Raw genomic sequence first — 17,657 nt, 5'->3', positions numbered from 1 at the left:
GCTCAGCCCTGCACGTCGTGCAGGTGGTGCTGGACGTCGTGCAGGTAGTAGCGGGCGATCGTGTCGACCGTGAACGCCGCGCCGTCGCTGCGGCGGCCTCGGCGCTGCCACTGGGCGCCGGCGACGGAGTCGAACACCTCGGCGATGCGCTCGGCCGCCTCGACCAGCTCGCGGCCGACCGTCGCGGGGTCCTGCTGGTCGTAGCGCTCCTCCACGGCGGTGACGTCCTGGTCCCAGTTGGGGTAGAGCGGGTCGTCGCCGGCGAGCATCAGCTGCACGCGGGTGCGGTAGATGCGGTGCACGTCGCGCACGTGCGCGGCGTACTCGAGCGGCGACCAGGTCTCGTCGTCGGGCCGGCCCGCCGCATCGTCGCGGTCGAGCACGTAGGGCCAGGCGGCGGCGTTCTCGCGGATGAGCTCGGCGACCTCGTCGGCGTCGACGAGCGAGGCGTCGAAACCGCACTCGAGGCAGGGGCGCTCGAGGACCCAGGTCCAGTCCTTGGTGTCGGGAGTGATCGGCATGGCACCAGAGTAGGGCGCCGCCGGATCAGCAGCGCGTCGGGGTCCCCTGCACGGCGCCGCGCTCGCCGTCGGCCGTCCACGGGAGCCGGGGCAGGCCCTCGGCTCCCGTCGCGGCTCCCTGCTCGACCGCGATGGCGGCCAGGGTGCGGGCGACCGTCGCAGCGAAGTCGCCGCCAGGCGTCGAGCTGTTGATCGAGACGGCCACGGTCAGGCCCGAGACCGGGTCGGAGTAGGCGGCGGTGACGAAGCCGGGCGCGAGACCCGAGAAGCCGCGGAGGGGTCCCGCCTCGTGCCCGCCGAGCCCGGCGCGGAGGTAGTCGGCGCGGCCCTGGCCCTGGACGACCGGGTCCTGCCACATGGCGTCGCCCGCGGGATCGGCCGCGAGCCCCGTCGCCAGCCGCCGGAGGTCCTCCAGATCGGTCAGCGCTCCGCCCGCGGCGCCGAGCGCGGACGGGGACGCGGCGGTGACGTCGAGCCGCACGTCGCAGCGCTTCTCCCCGGTCGCCGGGTCCAGCGCGACCGCGTAGCCGCGGGGGGACGGAGCGGGCAGGTCGACCTCGGAGGCGCCGGGCAGCTCCGTGCTGCGCAGCCCGTACCGCGGCACCACGTACTGGTCGTAGAGCTCCCCGATGCTCCGACCGGTCACCTGCGCGGCGACGATGCCGGCGAGCAGCGGACCGGTGGCGGAGTCGGACCACGCCGCTCCGGGCTCGGCCGAGGCGCCGCGCACCTGGGCCGCGGCGAGCAGCTCGAGCGTCGGCCACTGCCGCGGGGGGTTCTGGAGCACGGTCGGCCAGAGCGCCGAGCGGAAGTCGGCCAGGCCGGAGGTGTGCGCGCAGAGCTCGCGCAGCGTGAGGCCGTCGATGCCGGGCAGGGAGCGAAGCGTCTCGCCGACGTCGGCGTCGAGGTCGACCCGGCCGGAGTCGGCGAGGGCGAGGACCACGTCGCAGGTCATCGCCTCGGTGCCGCCGGTGCCGAGCCGCAGGTGCGCGTCGGTGGTGAGGGCGGTGGTGCGCTCGTCCGACTCCCAGCCGACCGCGCCCTCCCAGCTGCCGCCCCATGGCGACCAGACGCCGGCGACCGCTCCGGTCGCGCCGGCGACGCCGACCGTCTCGTCGAGGAACCCCGACAGGGCGGAGGCGAGCTCCTCCGACGCCGCCTGCGCGGGCGCCTCCGCCACGCGCGAGGCGGCGGCGGGCGTGCAGCCGGCCAGTGCGAGCACGAGGACCGGGACGACGAGCAGCCCCGTCCGCGTCCGTCTGCGAGATCCCATGCCGTGCGACTCCCCCGTCGTCTGCGAACGGCACCACTGTACGGGGGCTCCGTCGGGCCGGAGAGGGCCGCTGAGCGCCCGATCGCGATTCGTGTCCTGACCGTGACCGGCGGAGTCCACCCCGTTCCCAAACCGGCAGGCGCCCGGTTACGAAGAGAGGGAGTACAGCGCAGAGGCGCTGCTCGAAGGAGGTAAGAGACCATGCGCAGATCCCCCAATCGACTGCTGGCGACTCTCTTCGGAGCCGTCTACGTCGTCGTCGGGCTGCTCGGCTTCGTCGTGACCGGAGGCGTGCAGTTCCTCTCGACCGAAGGCGGGCTCCTGCTCGGCATCTTCGAGGTGAACCCGCTGCACAACATCGCCCACCTGCTCATCGGAGGCGCGCTGCTGATCGCGGGCCTGTCGACCGTCGCCGCGGCGAAGACCGTCAACGTGACCGTCGGAGCGGTGTACCTGCTGCTCGGCATCGTCGGCTTCTTCCTGGTCGACACCGCTCTGAACGTGCTGGCGCTGAACACCGCCGACCACTTCCTGCACCTGGCCAGCGCGCTGGTGCTCCTGGGAGTCGGACTCGGCACCGAGAAGACGGCGAGGACGCGCACCACCGCGACCGCCTGACCCGGGCGGCACCCGCCGCCCCCCTCTACTCCGTCCGCCGTGGGCCCGCCGTTTTCCGCGGCGGACGGACTGAACGGCCCCGGACGACACGATGCGGTGTGTCGATCCGGGGCCTCCTCTTCTTCCTCGATTCAGCGAAGGAGCCGCTATGACCACCGTGGCCCGCTGCAACGCCGCTTTCGCCGGACTCGGCGCCGGGCTCGTCCACCTCTCGCTCGCCGCCGGCGGCGAGGGCGTGCAGGCTCCGGTGATCGGAGCGCTCGGTGCTGTCGAAATCCTCTGGGCGGTCCTCGTCCTGGCACGCGGCCGGATCGTCGTGCCGCGCTCCGCGCTGGTCGTCGCGGTCGCCTCCCTGGCGGCGTTCGCCCTCGCTCTGGCCCTCGGCGCACTCGCCGAGCCCCTCCCCGCGCTGGCCGCCGCGGTCCTCCAGCTGATCGCGGTCGCCGTGGTGGCCGTCTCGCTCCGCTCTCCGCGCGTCGAGGAGAAGGCCGTCTCGCCGTCGCGAGCTCTCGTCGGACTCCTGGCCGGCGCGCTCACCGTCTCCGCCCTCGCCACCCCCGCCATGGCCGCCTCCTCGGGCGGCTCGGGCGACATGGGCGGGATGATGCACTCCGTCGTCGACGGCGGACACGGGCACTGACGCCTCTGGTCCCAGCGGCTCCGCTCGGCTAAGGTAAGGCAGTCCTCAGTCGCCGAGGGAGGCCACCGTGTCGAACGTCATCCCGTTCTCCGAGGCCCTGCGCCTGCGCATCGGGCAGTCCGGCGCGGACGACGAGGGCGCCGCCTTCATGACCTCGCTGATGACCGGCTCCGGCAGCCGCGACGACTACATCGCGCTCATCTCGCAGCACTACTTCGTCTACGAGGCCCTCGAGGCCGTGGCGGAGGACATGGCCGGCGATCCGGTCGCGGAGCCCTTCCTCTCGGCCAAACTCACCCGGCTCCCCGCGATCGCGGAGGACCTGCGCTTCCTCGTCGGCGAGGACTGGCGCGAGCGCATCCGCCCGCTGCCCTCGACCAGCGCCTACGTCGACCGGATCCGCACCGTGGCCTCGGGCTGGAGCGGCGGCTTCGTCGCCCACCACTACACGCGCTACCTCGGTGACCTCTCCGGCTGCGCGATCGTCCGCGGGCTGCTGCAGCGGCGGTTCGGCTTCGAGACCAACGGCGTCGGCTTCTTCCTCTTCGGCGAGATCGCCGCACCGTCGGCCTTCCGCGCCACCTATCGCGAGCAGCTCGACGCCGCGGGCTGGGACGAGGAGGAGCGCGAGCGGGTCATCGCGGAGGTCGCGGAGGCGTACCGGCTGACGACGGAGCTGTTCCGCGATCTCGCCCGGACCTGCGCGGCGGCCTGAGGCCCCTGCTCCCACGTCCTCCGCGGGGCGTCAGTCCGCGGACGCCTCCGCGACGGCGGCCGGCTCGGCTCGCCGTTCGGACATGAAGCGCAGCACGTCCTTGTCGACGATGATGTCGCTCGGCCGGAGCGGCCGCGTCAGGTAGAGCCCCTCGAGGCTCGTGATGCGGCTGAGCGCCACGTAGGTCTGCCCGGGGGCGAAGGCGCGCTGCCCGAGGTCGACCACGGCGGAGTCGTAGGTCTTGCCCTGCGACTTGTGGATCGTGACCGCCCACGCCAGGCGGAGCGGGAACTGCGCGAACTCGGCGACGATCTCGCGGGTGAGCTTCTTCGTCGCGGCGGAGTAGGAGTAGCGGTAGCGCTCCCAGGTCGCGGGCTCGACCTCGTGGACCTCGCCGTCCACCTCGACCCACACCGTCCCCGCGACCTTCGTCACCCGGCCGATCGTGCCGTTCACCCAGCGCTGCTCGGAGTCGTTGCGCAGGAACATCACGTGCGCGCCGATCTTGAGCTCGAGGTTCTGGTCCGCCGGATAGGCGCGCCCGCCGAAGTCGCCGCTGATCTCGGCCGAGGCGGTCTTCAGGGGGCCCTTCAGCCGCGCGAGCGCCGCCTGGTTGATGCGGTTGACCGTGTCGTTGCGGGTCGCGAGCGTGATCGCGTCGTCCGCCGGAGGCGTCCGCGCGCCCGCGGCGTTCAGCACGTCGGCGATCTCCTTCGTCACCATGCCGAAGCGGACCGCGTTGAGCATCCACTTGAAGCGCTCGTCGCTCTGCCGGTGGATCCGGCCGAGCTCGACGATCCGCAGCGGCGCCTCCTGCCAGACGAGGGCGTCGAAGAACCACAGCGAGCGGTAGCGGTCGGCGAAGTAGGCGCGCTCCTCCGGATCGCCGGGCACGGGTGCGAGCTGGAACGGGTCGCCGAAGAGGACGACCTGCACGCCCCCGAACGGCTCGGAGCGCCGCTGCCGCGCCTGCCGGAGGCTGCGGTCGATCCCGTCGAGCAGGTCGGCGTTGACCATGGAGATCTCGTCGATGACGAGCGTGTCGATGGTGTTGAGGAGCTTGCGCAGCTCGGGCGGCTGGTCGAGGTCGGAGTCGGCGATGACGCCGATCGGCAGTCGGAAGAGCGAGTGGATGGTCTGGCCGCCGACGTTCAGCGCCGCGACGCCGGTGGGGGCGCAGATGACGATCTGCTTGTCGGTGTTCCAGCTCAGGTGGTTGAGCAGGGTGGACTTGCCCGTGCCCGCGCGACCCGTGACGAACAGGTGCTCGCGCGTGTTCTCGATGAGGTCGAAGACCCGCTGCTGCTCGTCGGAGAGGGTCGGCTGAGTCACCGCTCCACTGTACCCGCGGGCCGCAGGGACCCCCGGGGCCCGGGCGCGGATCAGCCGCGCTTCTGGAGGGCGGCCAGGCGGTCGTTGTAGGCCGTGAGCTCGGCCTCTCCGGTGCGGTCGGCCTGGCGGTCGCGGCGCTTGGTCTCGCGGGCGTCGGAGCGGCTCCACATCATCGCGACGACGATCGCGAGCGCGAGGGTGGGGATCTCGCCGATGCTCCACGCGATGCCGCCGGCCGCCTGCTGATCGGCGAGCGCGGAGGTGCCCCAGCCCATCGCTCCGTACCAGTCGGCGAGGAGCAGCCCCTCCCCCGTCATCAGCGCGAGGCCGAAGAAGGCGTGGAACGCCATGGTGCCCAGCAGCAGCAGGAGGCGCATCGCGAAGGGCACGCGGTGCACGCTCGGGTCCACTCCGATCAGGACGCTGACGAAGAGGTACCCGGTGATCAGGAAGTGGACGATCATCCACTCGTGGCCGATGTGGTCCGTGGTGGCCCAGCGGAACAGCGGGGAGTAGTAGAAGCCCCAGAGCGACCCGACGAACAGCAGCGCGGCGACGATCGGGTGCGAGATCGCGGTGGCGAAGCGCGAGTGCACGGCGAGCAGCACCCACTCGCGGGCACCGCGGGAGCCGTCGGTGCGGCGGGCGGCGGCGCGGGCGATGAGCGTGACCGGTGCCGCCGGGACGAGCAGCAGCGGCACCGCCATGGTGAGGACCATGTGCGAGAGCATGTGGGCGCTGAACAGGTACTTCTCGTACGCGTTCACCCCGCCGTTCGTGATGTAGGCCAGGAGGAGCATGCCCGCGATCCAGAGGATCGTGCGGTGCAGGGGCCAGCGGTCGCCGCGGCGGTGCAGGCGCACCACTCCGGCGACGTAGAACGCGATGGCGAAGGAGCAGACCAGGAGCCAGACCAGGTCGATGTTCCAGAGCGTGAGGAAGTTCATCGCGCTCGCGGGCGGCGGCAGGGGCTCGCCCGTCAGCAGCTGGGCCGGGGTCGGATCCGTGAGCTGGCTGGCGGCGATCTGGTCGACCGGGGTCGCGGTGCGCGCGAGCGCCGCAGCGACTCCGGAGGCGATCCCCATGAAGGCGATCTCGGCGCCGACGAGCCACCAGAAGCTGCGGCCGCCGACACCGCCGGCCTTCCGCATCCGCTCGATGAGGTAGCGGCGCTGCAGCACGCCGAACAGGCCCAGCGCGACCAGCGCCGCGACCTTGACCAGCACGAGGATCCCGTAGCCGGTGAGCAGGTTGTCGAGGGTGGCGAGCCGGAGCTCGGCGCTGACGTAGCCGGACGCCGCGACCACGACGAAGCTCACGAGCGCGAGGCTGGAGTAGCGCTCGATCACGGGCAGCAGGCGGGAGCCGCCGAGCAGGGGCCGCAGGGCGATGACGGTGATGAGGCCGCCCAGCCAGATCGCCGCGAAGACGAGGTGCAGGCCCAGCGCCGTGACGGCGGCGTCGTGCCCGCTCGCTCCCGCCGCGTGCCCCTGCTGCGCCATCGGCAGCAGCGTGAGCAGGGCCAGGCCCGTGACGAAGACGAGCGCGGTCTGGTTGCGGACGGCGAAGCAGAGGACGGTGACGACGGCCGCGAGCAGCGTCGTGATGAGCCAGGCCTGGCCGACCTCGATGCTGCCGATGAAGTAGCTGAGCTTGGTGCCGAAGTCGCGGTCGAGGCTCAGGGGCGTCTGCGTGACGTTGAGGAAGGTGAGGAACCCGGTCACCGCGCTGGCCGCCGCGAAGAAGGCGGCGCTGGCGGCGGCGACGTCGAGGGCGATCGAGAACTCGGTGCGCGGCTCGGGCGCGGCCTCGGCGGGCGCGGGGCGCGCGGGGGCGACCGCGGTGCGCGTCGATCCGGCGCGGGAGGAGGACTGGCCGCCGCGCGAGGACTGGCCGCCGCGCGAGGACTGGCCGCCCCGCGCGGAGGCGTGAGCGGTCGAAGATCGGGACGAGGATCGGGCGTCGCGGGCGGCAGCGGCGCGGGGGCTCAGCGCGAACAGCGTCAGCACGAGCGAGCCGATCATCCCCGCGGCGCCGAGATTGACGGCCAGCTTGGCGATCGGGAGGCCGTAGCGGACCACGGGGCCGGGATCGTTCAGCAGCGGAGCCGCGGCTCCCCCGCCGAAGGCCAGGGCCGCGAGGAGGGCGACGAGCGCTGCGGCGACGAGCACGAGCGCAGGGCCGACGATCCGGACGGTTCGATTCACCGGTCCAGCCTACGTTCCGCGGCTGATCGGCAGCCGCGTCCGCGGACGATCGGCAGCCGCGTCCGCGGACGATCGGCGGCCGCGTCCGCGGACGACGACGGCCCCGGCGCAGTGCCGGGGCCGTGTCGGAGGGCGCGACTACTTCGCGGCGGCCTTGAGCTTGGTGCCCGCGGAGACCTTGACCGAGTGGCCGGCGGCGATCTGGATGGTCTCGCCGGTCTGCGGGTTGCGGCCGGTGCGTGCGGCGCGGGAGGTGCGCTCGACGGCGATCCAGCCGGGGATGGTGACCTTCACGTCGTTCGACACGGAGTCGGCGAGGGTGGTGAAGAGCGAGTCGAGGACGCCGTTGACGGCGGCCTGGCTCTGGCCGGAGTCGGCGGCGATCTTCGCGACGAGCTCGGTGCGGTTGAGCGACTTGTCAGCCATGGAGTGTCCTCCCAGGACGTTCTCGCTGTCGGAACAGCTGGTTTCGATGGATCGTCCTCGGCCGGGGACGGACGTCCTCAACCGGTCGGACCGTCGGTAACCTACCAGCCCCGCCCCGGATCTCCGGCGATTCCGGCCTCGAGACGCCCGGAACGACGCCGATCGCGCCGGTCGGTCCCTCCACAGGAGGCGCTCGGCGCCTCTCGTCCACCGATCCGCCGATCGCCTCTCCGCAGAGTCCGCCGCCTGACGAGGATCGGCTCATGACGACGACGGCACTCCTCCCTCCACCCGCTCCGGCCGACGCGGCCCTCCTCCGCCCTCCTCGGCTGCACCCTCCCGCCCGCAGGCCGTACGAGCCCGGGCTCGCGGCGCTCGCGCTGGGCCTGCTCGCGCTCGCGTCCTCCGTGCATCCGCTCTGGGCCCTCCCCGCCGTCGCCGTGGCGGTCGCCGCGGTGATCGCGTCCGTGCGGGCGCTGCGGTGGGCGGGCGAGCGGAGGAGCGCGGTGGCCGGGCTCGCCTGCGCGGCTCTCGCGCTGCTCGTCTGCTCCGTCACGGCACCCGCCTCCGTGCGGGCGGGCCTCGGCCTGCTGGCCTGGATCACCGCCCTGCGGCCCGGCCCGTGAGCGGGCGCGGCTCCGGTCCAGCCCGCCTCGCTACAGTGACAGCGGCCCGCGCCCGAGCGGGCCGGGAGGACGGCCACGATGGCTCAGACGGACGGTTGGATCTCGACGGCGATCTGGTGGCACGTCTACCCGCTCGGCTTCACGGGCGCCGAGGCGAGCGCCTCGGAGGGTCCGGGCCCGGACGACGAGCCGCAGCACCGCCTCCGCGCCCTGCTCCCCTGGCTCGACGACCTGCTGGCGCTGGGCTGCAACGGGCTGCTGCTGGGGCCGGTCTTCGCCTCCTCCACCCACGGCTACGACACGGTCGACCACTTCCGGGTCGATCCCCGCCTCGGCGACGAGGCAGACCTCGACGCGCTGATCGCCGCGTGCCGCGAGCGCGGGATCCGGGTGCTGCTCGACGGGGTCTTCAACCACGTGGGACGGGAGCACCCCTGGTGGCGTGCCGCGGTCGCGGCCGGCGAGGGCTCCCCCGAGGCGGCGCGCTTCTCCCGCAGCGAGCGGTCGCAGGAGGTCGACGGCCTCCGCGTCGACGTGTTCGAGGGGCACGACGCTCTGGTCGAGCTCGACAACGGGAACCCCGAGGTCGCGGAGCACGTGTCCTCCGTGCTCGCGCACTGGCTCGAGCGGGGCATCGACGGCTGGCGGCTCGACGCGGCGTACGCGGTCGCGCCGGCGGCCTGGCGCGCGGCGATCGACCCGGTGCGGCAGCGCTTCCCCGACGCGTGGTTCGTCGGCGAGGTCATCCACGGCGACTACACCGGCTACGTGCGAAAGTCGGGGCTCGACTCGGTCACTCAGTACGAGCTCTGGAAGGCCGTCCGCAACTCCCTCGAGGAGGCGAACCTCTTCGAGCTGGCCTGGTCCCTGAAGCGCCACGACGACTTCGTCCGCGAGTTCCTGCCCCTCACCTTCGTCGGCAACCACGACGTGACCCGGATCGCCAGCGCCGTCAGCGACGAGCGCCACCACGGCCACGCCACGGCGATCCTCGGCTTCGTCGCCGGCGTGCCGAGCATCTACTCCGGCGACGAGCGGGGCCTGCGCGGCGTCAAGGAGGAGCGGATCGGCGGCGACGACGCGATCCGCCCGGAGTTCCCGGCCGAGCCCGCCGAGTGGCCGGGCGGGGAGGCCTACCGGGCCCACCAGGAGGTCGTCGCGTTCCGCCGACGGAACCCGTGGCTGGTCGGCGCGAGCACCCGCACGGTCGACCTCTCCAACACCGCCGTGATGCTCGTGGCGGAGGGCCCGGAGGGACGCACCGCGCGGCTCGCGCTGAACATCGGCGACGAGACGGCGACCGTCGGCGGCGTCCAGGTCGCTCCCCACTCCTGGTCGCTGCACGACTGACCCGGCGCGCGGGCGGCCCGGCAGTGCGCGACGGAGCGTCGACCTCCGGGGGCCCGTCCTCTACGCTCGGGCGCATGCCGAGACCTGCACGAGGACCCTTCGACGGGCGAGCCGACTCGATCGACGACGCCGGGATGCCGGCGTCTGGACTCGAGCAGGCGTTCGCCGCCCCCGTCGACCCGGAGAGCGACCCCGGACCGGGCGAGAGGAGCGGCCTGTCGAGCCGCATCGCCCAGGAGCTGCTCGAGGACGGCTTCGGCCTCGACGCGAGCGACGAGGAGCCCCCGTCCCGCGCCGTGGAGATCGACGATCCCGCCCGCGCCGTGGGTGACGATCCCGCCCAGCCCGTGCACGGCTCGATGTCCGGCGAGTTCGAGCGCCGCTGAGCCCGGCCGCCGTCGGTCGGTCGTCGACAGCCCGGCGGCACCGCTCCGCCCGCCGGCCGTCGTCACCCCGCCGGTACCGCGCCGCCGGCCGCCGGAGCCGGGTCCGGGCCGGCCGCCTGCAGCTCGGCGAGGAATCCGGGCCGGAGCACGCGTGCCTCGATCGACGCGGCTCCCGAGGTCCAGCCGTCGCCGAGCGGACGCTCGGGAGTGAGCAGCACGTGGCCCGGCGTCCCCGCTCGGCCGAGGGCGGCGGCGACGCGGCCCTCCGGATCGTAGAGGGCGTGGTCGACGAGCGGCCCGTAGACGGCGTGCACCGCGAAGTCCTCGCGGCTGCCGAGGAGGACGGGCAGCAGCTCCTCGCCCGGGCGCAGGCCGTGGGGCCACCAGCGGAAGCGCTCGACGAGCGCGTGGCAGGCGGCGCACGAGGGCGAGAAGAAGACGAGGTGCGTCGCCGGGCGGGACAGCTCCTCGAGCGTCAGGAGCTCGCCGGCCACCGTGACGAACGCGAGGTCGGCGGCCGAGAGGTCGCCCTCGGGCGCGCGCCCCGGCGCGGACTCCCTGTCGGCTGCGGACAGGCGGGCGGCCGCCCGGACGCGAGCGGCCGTCGACGCCGCACGGCGGTCGCGCACCAGCACGAGCGAGACCGCGGCGAGAGCGGCGGCGAGCCCGGACGCCGCCGCCGAGGCACCGCCGCCGCCGAGCAGCGCGGCCGGAGCGAGCCCGCCGAGGGCCCCGGCGACCGCGAGCGCGAGCAGCACCGCGTTCCTCGCGACGGTGCGTCCGGTCATCCGTGCCGAGCCCAGCCCGCCGAAGCACTCGCAGTCGACGTCCTCCGTCGCGCGGACCGCGCGGACGGCGACGACGAGGAACACGGCGTCGAGGAGCGCCACCGGCACGAGGGCGGCACGGTGCGCCGGAGCGGGCGCCAGAACCACCGCGGCGCCCAGCGCGATCTCGACGACGGGGAAGGCGGCCGCGAACCAGCCGCGGCGCCGGAGGAGGAGGGGGACCCCGAGCGCCTCGAGGCTCGCCCGGAACCGCTCCGTGCGGCCGAGCTTCAGGGCGCCGCTGACGACGAGCACCGCGCCCGCGCACCACGCGGCGATCGCGAGAACCGCCTCCAGCATCCGTCGCCCTCCTCGCTCGGCATCGACCCGCACAACGCTACCGGCGCGGACCGGCCTCCCGCGGCCGAGACGGGGAACGGGGCGGAGACGGCGCGATCCGGCGCGTTCCGCCCTCCGGACGAGCCGCTGCCGGCACATCCGGCGCCCGGATCCCTCCAGGCGGGGCGCCCCCGGGCTCCCTCCCGGTCCCGGACGGCCGCTCCGCCGTACACTGCGAGAGGATCGGAGGGGTCATGCGGGGACGGCGAGCGCGCGACGAGCGGCACGGCACGGCGGCGAGTCCGCCTGCGGCCGCCGCTCCCCCGGCTGCGGTCACGGCTCCGGCCCCCTCGGACTCGCCGGACGACGCCTCGGGCGACGTCTCGACCGGGATGCGGATCGCCGCCGCCTGGTCGTGGCGCTTCCTCGCCGTCGCCGGGCTCCTCTACCTCCTCGTGCGCCTCGTCTCGCTGCTGCCCGTGATCGTCGTGCCGGTGCTGATCGCGCTGCTGCTCACCGCGCTCCTCACCCCGCTGCGGAACCGGCTCGAGCGCCTGCGGCTCCCCCGCCCGCTCGCGGTCCTGGTCTCGATCGTCCTGATGCTCCTCCTGCTGACCGGCCTCGTCGGGCTGGTGATCGTGCAGTCGCGCTCCGGCTTCAGCGGAGTGGGGCAGCGCGCTCTCGACGCGGTCGACGGCGTCGAGGCGTGGCTGCGGAGCCCGCCGCTGTCGTTCTCGGACGTCCAGCTCTCGGACTGGGCGCAGCGCGCGGTCGACTGGGCCGACGCGCAGGCGTCGACGATCGCGTCCGGGGCCCTCGCCGTCGGCTCCCAGCTGGCCGAGGTCTTCGCCGGAACCCTCCTCACCCTGTTCTCGCTGATCTTCCTGCTCCTCGACGGCCGCCGGATCTGGCACTGGTTCCTCCGCCTCCTCCCCCGCCGCGCGCGCCCCGCGATGGAGCGCGGCGGCGCCGCCGGCTGGCGGACCCTCAGCCAGTTCGTGATCGCGCAGCTCGGCGTCGCCGGGATCAACGCCGTCGGCATCGGCATCGGCGCGCTCGCGCTGCAGCTGCCGCTCGTCGTGCCGATCGCGATCGTGGTGTTCCTCGGCTCGTTCGTCCCGATCCTCGGCGCGATCGTGACCGGTGCGCTCGCCGCGCTGGTCGCTCTGCTGTTCAGCGGGCCCGTCGCCGCGCTGGTGATGGTCGGCGTCGTGATCCTGGTGCACCTGCTCGAGGGGCACGTGCTGCAGCCGCTCATCCTCGGGACCGCCGTGAAGGTGCATCCGCTCGCCGTGGTGCTCGGAGTCGCGACCGGGCTCGAGGTGGCCGGGCTCGCCGGGGCGCTGTTCGCGGTGCCGACCATCGCGACGCTGAACGCGGCGGTCACCGCCATGCGGGCTCGCGCGCCCGGAGCGGAGTGAGCGCGTTCGATCCGGCCGCCCGACCCGGATCGACGGTGCTGCCCGCCCTCGCCTGCCCGGTCTGCGGCGGCGCGCTCGCCCCCGATGCGCTGCCCCGCCCCTCCTCGCTCCGCTGCCCCCTCGGGCACAGCGCCGACCTCGCGCGTCAGGGCTACGCCTCGCTGCTGCGCGGGAGGCACGCGACCTCGGGCGACACCGCGGCGATGGTGCAGGCCCGCGCCGACCTGCTCGGCTCCGGCCACTACCGCGTGATCCAGGACGCGGTCGCCGCGGCCGTCCCCGCCGACGCGCGGCTCGTGGTCGACCTCGGCTGCGGCACCGGGGCGTACCTCGCGGCCGTGCTCGAGGCGCATCCGGCGGCGGACGGGCTGGGCCTGGACCTCTCGGCCCCGGCCGCCCGCCGCGCCGCCCGCGCGCACCCCCGGGCGGCGATCGCGACCGCGGACCTCTGGCAGCCCCTCCCGCTGGCCGACGCCTCCGCCGACGCGCTGCTCACCGTCTTCGCGCCGCGGAACGCCCCGGAGATGCGGCGGGTGCTCCGTCCGGGCGGCGTCGCCGTCGTCGTCACTCCGCGCGAGAGGCACCTGCACGAGATCCGCGAGCGGTTCGGGATGCTGGGCATCGACGCCGGCAAGGCGGAGCGGCTCGACGAGCAGCTGGCGGGGTTCGCGCTCGGGGAGCGCATCGAGCTCGACACGACGGTGCTGATGAGCGTCGACGAGCTGCGCGCCGAGGTGCTGATGGGGCCGAGTGCCCACCACGTGGATCCCGAGGCGCTGGACGCTCGGCTCGCGGCGGTGGAGGGGACGACCGCGGTGACGGTCGCGGTCACCGTGTCGCGCTTCGTGCGCGCGGAGTAGCGGCGGGCGTGCCGCCGACCCCGCGTCAGTACGTCTCGCGCAGGCGCTCCTGGTCGACCACCGCTTCGCGGTCCGCGAGGCGGCGCAGGCCCGCGAGGGGCTGGGCCATCCGGTGGTTGCCGCGGAGGACCGGCTCGGCCCGGTCGAGGAAGGCCCAGTACCCGGCGGTCACCGGGCAGGCGTTCTCGCCCAGGCGCACCTTCGGGTCGAAGCGGCAGCCGCCGCAGTAGTCGGACATCCGGTTGATGTAGGCGCCGCCCGAGGCGTACGGCTTCGTCGCGACGACGCCGCCGTCGGCGTGCTGGGACATCCCGATCACGTTCGCGGGCATCACCCACTCCGTGCCGTCGACGAAGACGTCCACGAACCAGTCGTTGAGCTCCGCCGGATCCCACCCCCGCTGCAGTCCCCAGTTGCCGAGCACCATCAGGCGCTGGATGTGGTGCGCCCAGCCGTGCCGGTGCACGTCGTCGAGCGTCTCGTGCAGGCAGTTCGCCTCGATGCCGCTCGGGTCGAGCGCGAGCAGCCCGGCGGGCAGCGGCGTGGAGGCGCCGAGCGCGCGGCTGCGGTTCCGGTACTCCGGCCCGAGGTGCCAGAACAGGTTCCAGACGTAGTCGCGCCAGCCGAGGATCTGGCGGATGAACCCCTCCGTCGCCGCGATCGGCGCACCCCCGGCGGCGTACTCCGCCTCGGCCGCCTCGACGACCGTCCGCGGATCGAGCACGCCGAGGTTCATCGGGGCGCTGAGCAGCGAGTGCGCCATCGTCCAGTCGCCCGAGAGCATCGCGTCCTCGTAGGTCCCGAAGTCGCCCAGCCGCGACGACACGAAGTCGGCGAGCGCCGCCTCTGCCTCGGCGGGCGTCGCGGCGAAGCGGCGCGGACCGTCGGCGCCGACCAGGCGGACCGCCCCCTCGGCCTCCCAGCGCGCGAGGTCGGCGCGCACCTCCTCGTCGATGTCGTCCTCCTCCGGCCACCACGGGTCGGGCAGGCCGAGCCGGGAGGCGCCCTTGGGCGGAGGCTGGCGGTTGTCGTGGTCGTAGTTCCAGCGGCCGCCCTCGGGCTGGTCGCCGCGCATCAGCACGCCGGTGCGCTCGCGGCTCCACCGGTAGAAGTCCTCCAGCAGCAGGCGCTTGCCCGAGCGGGAGAGCGCCCACTCGCGGAAGTCCTCCTCGGCCGTGATGAAGCCGCGGCTGGGCAGAACGCTCATGCCGAGCCTGCGGGCGAGGCGGCGGCCGCCGCGGGTGGGCGGGTCGATCACCTCGAGGTCGTCGCGCCCGGCGAGGGCCTCGCCGAAGGTCTCGGAGCGGACGTACTCGGCGCGGTCCCCGAGCTCGCGGGCGCGGTGGCGGAGCGCCGACAGCAGCAGCTGCGCCTTGGCGCGGTGCATCGGGCGGCGCCCGAACGCCGATCGGGCCTCGACCAGCAGCATCGGACCGCCGTCGTCGAAGGCAGGGCCGAGCTGGCCGATGACGCTCCAGCGGGTGCGAGGGGGTCTGCTCATCCTCGGAGGCTAGGCGGACGGATCCGGCGCCGGTAGGAGTTGCGCGGCACGGATGTGCAGCCGCCACGTCTTGCACCCCCGCCCCCGATGCAGAAGTCTCGGAGCGAGCGCGGCCGATCCGACCGCGCACCGACGCGACGAAGCGAGGAGGCCGCCATGGCCCACCACGACCACGACAACGAGCACCACGAGGGTCACGAGCACCACGACCACCACGAGGGTCACGACGAGCACGCCGCCGGCCACGGCCGTCACGTCGCCGAGGGCACGAACACCGAGAACACCGAAGGCGGCGAGTACACCTCGACGGAGGGCGTCTCGCACACCGCCGGCGAGGCCGAGGGCAGCTACGTCGACACCTCGGTCAACGAGCAGAGCACCGCCGACAAGGGCAGCTACGTCGACACCAGCGCCGCGGGCACCTCCGCCGAGGGCGAGGGCGAGTACACCGACCGCGACGAGTGACCCGCGCCCGGGCGCCGCGCGTCCCGCCGGGACACCGCGCTCCGGCCGGTGTCCCGGCGGGGAGCCGGCGCCTCGGCGGGACGCGGTGGTCCGCCGGCGCTTCAGGCGGGCTTCAGCGGGGCCGCGGCTAGCCTGGGCTCGCGCGGGCCCCCGCGCGCCGAGCCCGGGGAGGCCGCCATCCGCATCCTGGTCGTCGACGACGAGATCAACCTGCTCCGCGCCCTCGAGACGGGCCTGGAGGCCGAGGGCTTCGCCGTGGACACCGCCACCACCGGCACCGACGCCCTCTGGTACGCGCAGGAGGCCGACTACGCCGCCATCGTCCTCGACCTGATGCTCCCGGACGTCAGCGGCTTCCGCGTCTGCGAGCGGCTGCGCGCCGCCGAGGACTGGACCCCGATCCTGATGCTCACCGCGAAGGACGGCGACCTCGACCAGGTCGAGGCCCTCGACACCGGCGCCGATGACTACCTCACCAAGCCGTTCTCGTTCCCGGTGCTCGTCGCGCGGCTGCGCGCCCTCATCCGCCGCGGAGCCGCCGAGCGGCCCACGGTGCGCGTCGTCGGCGATCTCGTGCTGGATCCGGCCTCCCGCACCGTCGAGCGGGGCGGAGTCGCCGTGCCGCTGACCGCGCGCGAGTTCAGCGTCCTCGAGTACTTCGTCTCGCGGGCGGGCGAGGTCGTCTCGAAACGCGACGTCCTCGGAGCCGTCTGGGACTTCGACTACGACGGCGACCCGAACATCGTCGAGGTCTACGTCCGCACCCTGCGCAACAAGATCGACCGGCCCTTCGGCCGCGACACCCTCCGCACCCGGCGCGGGGCGGGCTACACGCTGGTGGCCGGGTGAGCCGCCGGAGCCTGCGCACCCGCATCACCGCGGCCGCGACCGCCGTGGTGGCCGCCGCCGCGCTCCTCGGGAGCGTGCTCTTCGTCCTGGTCCTCTCCTCCGTGCTCGCCTCGAGCGCCGCCTCCGCCGCCGACGCCGAGGCGGAGCGGGTCGCTGCGCTGGTCGAGCAGGGCGGCCCGGAGGCCGTCCGCGGCTCGGAGGGACTGGTCCAGCTCGTGGTCGACGGGCGGGTCGCCGCCGCGGGCGAGGACGCGGAGGACCTCCCTCCGCTCGCGCTGGCCGAGAGCGACGACCCGGTCACGGTCGACGTGGACGACGAGGGGGCGGTGGTGGTCGCCGCCCGCGAGCTCGACGACGACTCCCTCGTCGTGGTCGGCGTGCCCGACGAGGGCCGCGAGGAGGCGGTGTCCACGACGATCGGGCTGCTCGCGGTCGCCGTCCCGCTGCTGATCGCGCTGGTGGCGGTGGTGTGCGCCGTCGTCGTCGGCCGGGCGCTGCGCCCCGTGGAGCGGATGCGCGAGGAGGCCGAGGCGGTCACCTCCTCCGCCCTGGACCGCCGGATCGCCGCTCCCGGCTCCGGCGACGAGGTCGACCGGCTGGCGCACACCCTCAACCGGATGCTCGATCGGCTGCAGAGCGGGCAGGAGCGGCAGCGGCGCTTCGTCTCGGACGCCTCGCACGAGCTGCGCTCCCCCGTCGCGGCGCTGCGTCAGACCGCGGAGGTGGCGCTCGCGCACCCGGACCGGCTCGACTCCGCCCGGCTGGCGAGGACGGTCGCGGAGGAGTCGGTGCGGCTCGGCGGGCTGATCGAGGGCCTGCTGCTGCTCGCCCGGGCGGACGAGGCGCGCCTGGCCGTGGCGGCGGCTCCCGTGGACCTCGACGATCTCGCCCTCGGCGAGGTGCGGCGCCTGCGCGACTCCGGAGCCCGGGTCGACGCGAGCGGGATCTCGCCCGTGCAGGCGGTGGCCGACGAGGCCCTGCTCTCGCGGGCGCTGCGGAACCTGGTCGACAACGCGGTGCGGCACCGCTCCTCGCAGCTGGCGCTCTCGACCCGGATCGACGGAGCGGAGGCGGTGCTCGCGGTGGACGACGACGGGCCGGGGATCCCGGCGGCGGAGCGCGAGCGGGTGCTCGAGCGCTTCGTCCGCCTCGACGAGGGCCGGGCGCGCGACGCCGGAGGGTCGGGCCTCGGCCTGGCGATCGTCGCCGGGATCGCCCGGGCCCACGGCGGACGGGTCGTCGTCGGCGACTCGGCGCTGGGCGGCGCCCGGGTCGAGGTACGGGTGCCGCTCGTCCGCTGAGCGGGCGCTTCAGGCTCGCTTCAGCGCCCGACCGCGAGAGTGCTGGAGGCGTCGACGAGC

At 74.4% G+C, this 17,657-nt stretch carries 18 protein-coding genes; 11 read left to right on the top strand and 7 right to left on the bottom strand.

The window, feature by feature from the left end:
• Positions 1–2: 2 nt before the first annotated feature.
• Positions 3–521, bottom strand: coding sequence for a DinB family protein (locus C5C74_RS06735; RefSeq protein ID WP_104222903.1), 519 nt, complete (start codon positions 519–521; stop codon positions 3–5).
• Between the two features lie 25 nt (positions 522–546).
• Positions 547–1,794: a serine hydrolase gene (locus C5C74_RS06730; RefSeq protein WP_104267178.1), complete on the bottom strand. Its 1,248-nt coding sequence runs from the start codon at positions 1,792–1,794 to the stop codon at positions 547–549.
• A 201-nt stretch (positions 1,795–1,995) separates the two neighbouring features.
• Here C5C74_RS06730 and C5C74_RS06725 point away from each other — a divergent pair, with 201 nt between their 5' ends.
• From C5C74_RS06725 to C5C74_RS06715, 3 genes are all read left to right on the top strand, one after another.
• Positions 1,996–2,412, top strand: coding sequence for a DUF4383 domain-containing protein (locus C5C74_RS06725; protein WP_104262763.1), 417 nt, complete (start codon positions 1,996–1,998; stop codon positions 2,410–2,412).
• Between the two features lie 148 nt (positions 2,413–2,560).
• Positions 2,561–3,052 (top strand): hypothetical protein, encoded by a 492-nt coding sequence (locus tag C5C74_RS06720; RefSeq protein WP_104267179.1) that lies wholly within the window; start codon positions 2,561–2,563, stop codon positions 3,050–3,052.
• 67 nt (positions 3,053–3,119) lie between these two features.
• Positions 3,120–3,767, top strand: coding sequence for a heme oxygenase (biliverdin-producing) (locus C5C74_RS06715; protein WP_104226125.1), 648 nt, complete (start codon positions 3,120–3,122; stop codon positions 3,765–3,767).
• 30 nt (positions 3,768–3,797) lie between these two features.
• Here the strand turns inward: C5C74_RS06715 and C5C74_RS06710 are convergent, their stop codons facing one another.
• From C5C74_RS06710 to C5C74_RS06700, 3 genes are all read right to left on the bottom strand, one after another.
• Entirely contained in the window at positions 3,798–5,099 is a 1,302-nt protein-coding gene (locus tag C5C74_RS06710) for an ATP-dependent RecD-like DNA helicase (RefSeq protein WP_104222908.1), read from the bottom strand.
• A gap of 50 nt (positions 5,100–5,149) precedes the next feature.
• The gene (locus tag C5C74_RS06705) at positions 5,150–7,306 is read right to left on the bottom strand and encodes a bifunctional copper resistance protein CopD/cytochrome c oxidase assembly protein (RefSeq protein ID WP_258064110.1); all 2,157 of its coding nucleotides are present in this window, start codon (positions 7,304–7,306) and stop codon (positions 5,150–5,152) included.
• Positions 7,307–7,444: 138 nt separating this feature from the next.
• Positions 7,445–7,732 carry an HU family DNA-binding protein gene (locus C5C74_RS06700; protein WP_056037903.1) on the bottom strand — a complete coding sequence of 96 codons (288 nt, stop codon included), beginning with the start codon at positions 7,730–7,732 and terminating at the stop codon, positions 7,445–7,447.
• 263 nt (positions 7,733–7,995) lie between these two features.
• Here C5C74_RS06700 and C5C74_RS06695 point away from each other — a divergent pair, with 263 nt between their 5' ends.
• The 3 genes from C5C74_RS06695 to C5C74_RS17800 all read left to right on the top strand — a co-directional run bounded on the left by C5C74_RS06695 (position 7,996) and on the right by C5C74_RS17800 (position 10,094).
• Positions 7,996–8,358: a hypothetical protein gene (locus C5C74_RS06695; protein WP_104351202.1), complete on the top strand. Its 363-nt coding sequence runs from the start codon at positions 7,996–7,998 to the stop codon at positions 8,356–8,358.
• 78 nt (positions 8,359–8,436) lie between these two features.
• Positions 8,437–9,708, top strand: coding sequence for an alpha-amylase family glycosyl hydrolase (locus tag C5C74_RS06690; protein ID WP_104351201.1), 1,272 nt, complete (start codon positions 8,437–8,439; stop codon positions 9,706–9,708).
• Between the two features lie 74 nt (positions 9,709–9,782).
• Complete coding sequence (locus tag C5C74_RS17800; protein ID WP_146083016.1) at positions 9,783–10,094, top strand: hypothetical protein; 312 nt, start codon at positions 9,783–9,785, stop codon at positions 10,092–10,094.
• A 62-nt stretch (positions 10,095–10,156) separates the two neighbouring features.
• On the opposite strand, the gene C5C74_RS17795 is transcribed toward C5C74_RS17800, so the two are convergent.
• Positions 10,157–11,221, bottom strand: coding sequence for a MauE/DoxX family redox-associated membrane protein (locus tag C5C74_RS17795; RefSeq protein WP_104226122.1), 1,065 nt, complete (start codon positions 11,219–11,221; stop codon positions 10,157–10,159).
• Positions 11,222–11,454: 233 nt separating this feature from the next.
• Between C5C74_RS17795 and C5C74_RS06675 the strand changes: the two genes are divergently transcribed.
• Both C5C74_RS06675 and C5C74_RS06670 read left to right on the top strand, forming a co-directional pair.
• A complete protein-coding gene (locus tag C5C74_RS06675) occupies positions 11,455–12,621 on the top strand; it encodes an AI-2E family transporter (protein WP_104226121.1) in 1,167 nt (388 codons plus the stop codon).
• A complete protein-coding gene (locus C5C74_RS06670) occupies positions 12,618–13,481 on the top strand; it encodes a methyltransferase domain-containing protein (protein ID WP_104351199.1) in 864 nt (287 codons plus the stop codon). Before C5C74_RS06675 ends, C5C74_RS06670 begins: the two co-directional genes overlap by 4 nt.
• A 25-nt stretch (positions 13,482–13,506) precedes the next feature.
• Here the strand turns inward: C5C74_RS06670 and C5C74_RS06665 are convergent, their stop codons facing one another.
• Positions 13,507–14,982, bottom strand: coding sequence for a cryptochrome/photolyase family protein (locus tag C5C74_RS06665; protein ID WP_104258008.1), 1,476 nt, complete (start codon positions 14,980–14,982; stop codon positions 13,507–13,509).
• A gap of 156 nt (positions 14,983–15,138) precedes the next feature.
• Between C5C74_RS06665 and C5C74_RS17685 the strand changes: the two genes are divergently transcribed.
• The 3 genes from C5C74_RS17685 (at position 15,139) to C5C74_RS06650 (ending at position 17,597) form a co-directional block, all read left to right on the top strand.
• Complete coding sequence (locus C5C74_RS17685) at positions 15,139–15,447, top strand: hypothetical protein (RefSeq protein WP_219813446.1); 309 nt, start codon at positions 15,139–15,141, stop codon at positions 15,445–15,447.
• A gap of 177 nt (positions 15,448–15,624) precedes the next feature.
• Complete coding sequence (locus tag C5C74_RS06655) at positions 15,625–16,296, top strand: response regulator transcription factor (protein WP_104249963.1); 672 nt, start codon at positions 15,625–15,627, stop codon at positions 16,294–16,296.
• A complete protein-coding gene (locus tag C5C74_RS06650; protein ID WP_258064109.1) occupies positions 16,293–17,597 on the top strand; it encodes a cell wall metabolism sensor histidine kinase WalK in 1,305 nt (434 codons plus the stop codon). The genes C5C74_RS06655 and C5C74_RS06650 overlap by 4 nt, the downstream gene beginning before the upstream one ends.
• Positions 17,598–17,657 lie beyond the last annotated feature (60 nt).

Origin of the sequence: Rathayibacter sp. AY1E8 (assembly GCF_002931415.1) — a bacterium.
Classification (GTDB): Bacteria; Actinomycetota; Actinomycetes; order Actinomycetales; family Microbacteriaceae; genus Rathayibacter.
Note: the sequence above shows the minus strand (reverse complement) of the source record. Positions and strands in the feature narration are given on the sequence as shown.

Excerpts from the sequence above, each read along its gene's own strand:
- C5C74_RS06735 (WP_104222903.1), bottom strand. The coding sequence starts at position 521 with ATGCCGATCACTCCCGACACCAAGGACTGGACCTGGGTCCTCGAGCGC.
- C5C74_RS06730 (WP_104267178.1), bottom strand. The coding sequence starts at position 1,794 with ATGGGATCTCGCAGACGGACGCGGACGGGGCTGCTCGTCGTCCCGGTC.
- C5C74_RS06725 (WP_104262763.1), top strand. The coding sequence starts at position 1,996 with ATGCGCAGATCCCCCAATCGACTGCTGGCGACTCTCTTCGGAGCCGTC.
- C5C74_RS06720 (WP_104267179.1), top strand. The coding sequence starts at position 2,561 with ATGACCACCGTGGCCCGCTGCAACGCCGCTTTCGCCGGACTCGGCGCC.
- C5C74_RS06700 (WP_056037903.1), bottom strand. The coding sequence starts at position 7,732 with ATGGCTGACAAGTCGCTCAACCGCACCGAGCTCGTCGCGAAGATCGCC.
- C5C74_RS06695 (WP_104351202.1), top strand. The coding sequence starts at position 7,996 with ATGACGACGACGGCACTCCTCCCTCCACCCGCTCCGGCCGACGCGGCC.
- C5C74_RS06690 (WP_104351201.1), top strand. The coding sequence starts at position 8,437 with ATGGCTCAGACGGACGGTTGGATCTCGACGGCGATCTGGTGGCACGTC.
- C5C74_RS17800 (WP_146083016.1), top strand. The coding sequence starts at position 9,783 with ATGCCGAGACCTGCACGAGGACCCTTCGACGGGCGAGCCGACTCGATC.
- C5C74_RS17795 (WP_104226122.1), bottom strand. The coding sequence starts at position 11,221 with ATGCTGGAGGCGGTTCTCGCGATCGCCGCGTGGTGCGCGGGCGCGGTG.
- C5C74_RS06675 (WP_104226121.1), top strand. The coding sequence starts at position 11,455 with ATGCGGGGACGGCGAGCGCGCGACGAGCGGCACGGCACGGCGGCGAGT.
- C5C74_RS06665 (WP_104258008.1), bottom strand. The coding sequence starts at position 14,982 with ATGAGCAGACCCCCTCGCACCCGCTGGAGCGTCATCGGCCAGCTCGGC.
- C5C74_RS17685 (WP_219813446.1), top strand. The coding sequence starts at position 15,139 with ATGGCCCACCACGACCACGACAACGAGCACCACGAGGGTCACGAGCAC.